This window comes from Paenibacillus sp. BK720, assembly GCF_011761545.1.
In the GTDB taxonomy this organism is placed as follows: Bacteria; Bacillota; Bacilli; order Paenibacillales; family Paenibacillaceae; genus Pristimantibacillus.
Genome location: NZ_JAASRQ010000019.1, coordinates 1 through 2,690, shown reverse-complemented (window position 1 = coordinate 2,690; position 2,690 = coordinate 1). Strand labels below are relative to the sequence as shown.

Sequence of the window (2,690 nt, the reverse complement as noted above, 5' to 3'; positions counted from 1 at the left end):
CCATCTAATGATTGTCTGGTATGAAAGAAAAACGTTCAAAATCTAAGGAAACATGAGAATTTAAGAGAAAAGTGATTCTTCATAGAGGGAGGATAAAGAAGTGCAATTTAAGTTCTGGGTGTTACAATAAAAGGAAAATGTTGCTGGAGGGATAAAATTGCTAATATCACAATTCGACCCAGAGAATCTTCTCCCAAATCATATTGACTCGATATTATTTAATAATCTGGTGGATGATGGTTCTAAAGGCGATGTTATTTTTGTATTTGGAAGCCAAAAATCTTTAAAATATCGGGTACCAGAAGTAATTAAGTTGCACAAGCAAAACCGTGCTCCAATAATTTTGTTTTCAGGTGGGCATCGATGGGACGGACAAAGTGATGTTGAGGCAAAATTGATGAGAGAAGAAGCAATAAAACAAGGCATTCCTAAAGAAAATATTTTAATCGAACCATTCTCTAAGTACACAAAAGAAAATGTTATATGTTCCTCAGAAGTATTGGAGAGCAGTATCGGATTAGCTAATGTTAAAAGAATTTTGATTGTTACAACTGCTTATCATATGAGGCGTTGCCATTTAACCATGAAGACATTTCTACCCGATTCAATTTCTTATATATTTTGTCCAGTGAATGACATGGATACAAGAAGAGACACTTGGTCTAAAAATGAAATAGGAACAACAAGAGTGAGAGAAGAGTGCAAAAAACTAATTACATACATAAGGAACAAACAATTGATTGACTTTGATGTTGAGTTAAGCTAACGGGAGACGATAGCTCAATACTCAATTAATAGAGGTAACCACTGTCTTTGTATAGAAAATTAACGAGGTGACTAATGTTTATAAAGCACGAACCTAAGTTTCCGCCAATAGAATTTATTATAACTCGGTTCTTTGTTGGCGATAATTGTTTGTTTGAACAGGAAACAAAAGTTTCATTGCCTGTCTTGATACCTGGTGATGTGATTGACATTTTTAATGACAGTTATGTAATTGAAAGCAGGCAATTTGGTTTTAACGAGGATGCCTTTTTCACAGTTTATTATATAAAGGAAGCTTAATTAGGGCATTAAACTGTTGAGCTAACTGGGAACGATAATTTATTTGGAGGTTTTAATTGACGTGAATCCTAACGATGTTTCCAATAAAGAAGAGTTGGTAGAATTTCTAAATACATTGCGAAATGACCTAACTAATAATATTACGGGTTGCGAAAATCCGAACCTGGAGAGCTTCCTTGAAGCTATGGAAGCATGGCTAACTGATTGTGAATATAATTCCAATTCGCCTACCTGGAGTCTCTTTGCAACCTCTTTATTGGCAGGCAAGGCGTACAAGTGAAGAGAGTAAATCCTTAAGCTAACCGGAGAACTATAGCTCAACAACACGTGAGCAGCCGGCATATAAAGCTCGGCTGCTTTTTGCTGAACTATGGGCATTTTAGCTACGCCCCAGAATATGGGGTTTAATGGTAAACTCAAAGTATTATCTATAGCTTGGTTGAGGGAGTGATCTGCGTGGAATTACATAGCGGAGCATGTAATAAATAATTATTCTACTTAGAAAGGACAACACTTTTCGATGATAATACATAGTTATGACTACAAAAACCATGACGAGTACCGAGCAAGCTTCAATCGACTTTCCAAACTAGTATTTGGGATTGATTTCGAAGCATGGTACCAAAAGGGAGCCTGGGGCGATCGCTATATTTGCCATTCAATTGTTGAAGATCACCAAATAATCGCGAATGTTTCGGTAAGTAAAATGGATTTGGTTATTAATGGTGAAAGCAAAAGTGCACTACAAATTGGAACGGTAATGACTCATCCCGAGCATCGGGGTAAGGGATTGTCCAGACAACTGCTGGAGTATGTATTGGAAACCTACGAAGGCACATGTGATTTGCTATTCTTATTTGCGAACAGCACCGTGCTCGAATTTTACCCCAAGTTTGGATTTACGGCCTTACCTGAACATCAATTTTATTTAAACGTAGCTGTTCAGCCCGCAGGCGAACCAACTTTACTGGTAAAACTGGATGTTTTGAAGGAAGAGCATTGGGATTTAATTAAACAAATGCTTTCTTCCCGTAGACCCATTTCAAAACATGTTGGTGTCACAAATAGCGAAGGTTTATTTCAATTTTATGCTTTGAACATCTTCCACGAATGCCTATATTACTCGCGAACTGACGATGCCATAATCGTTTTTGAGCATGAAGGCGATTTGCTGCATTTGTATGAGGTGATCAGCGACAAACAGGTGAACATGGAAACATTGGTCTCGCGAATTACTACGAAACAAACAAGGAAAGTACGGTTTCACTTCACACCTGATCAACTCCTCAACAAAGCTTATGTAGAACCCTATGGTGAGCATGAAGATGTCTTGTTTATTAGACCGCTTTTTGATTTGGGAAAGCAACCTGTGTTTTGTATACCTACGCTGGCTCATGCTTAGCGGCTAAGTTAACGATTCCGGTCGTTAAACAGTATGAGATCTAAGACAGGGCCATCATCCAGCAAAGGATGGCCCTAAAACTTGCCGTAATAAACAGCGCAGAGAACGGTATTATAAGTAACCGTTACGCTAAACAATCCTGTAGAGCTTAAGAAATGAGCTTTGTAAAAAAAGGAGCGCCTCGGTATGATGGGTTTGTCGACAACACATCAGGGAGGCGCTC

General features: G+C 38.2%; 3 protein-coding genes. All 3 read left to right on the top strand.

Going from position 1 to position 2,690, the window contains the following annotated elements:
• Nucleotides 1–157 precede the first annotated feature (157 nt).
• A complete protein-coding gene (locus tag FHT67_RS29590) occupies nucleotides 158–766 on the top strand; it encodes a YdcF family protein (RefSeq protein WP_167202142.1) in 609 nt (202 codons plus the stop codon).
• Nucleotides 767–1,126: 360 nt separating this feature from the next.
• Nucleotides 1,127–1,345 carry a DUF7660 family protein gene (locus FHT67_RS30745; protein ID WP_481856746.1) on the top strand — a complete coding sequence of 73 codons (219 nt, stop codon included), beginning with the start codon at nucleotides 1,127–1,129 and terminating at the stop codon, nucleotides 1,343–1,345.
• Nucleotides 1,346–1,585: 240 nt separating this feature from the next.
• Nucleotides 1,586–2,467: a GNAT family N-acetyltransferase gene (locus FHT67_RS29585; RefSeq protein ID WP_167202141.1), complete on the top strand. Its 882-nt coding sequence runs from the start codon at nucleotides 1,586–1,588 to the stop codon at nucleotides 2,465–2,467.
• Nucleotides 2,468–2,690 lie beyond the last annotated feature (223 nt).

What these genes read in the sequence shown, in the direction of transcription:
- FHT67_RS29585 (WP_167202141.1), top strand. Translation starts at nt 1,586, where the DNA reads ATGATAATACATAGTTATGACTACAAAAACCATGACGAGTACCGAGCA.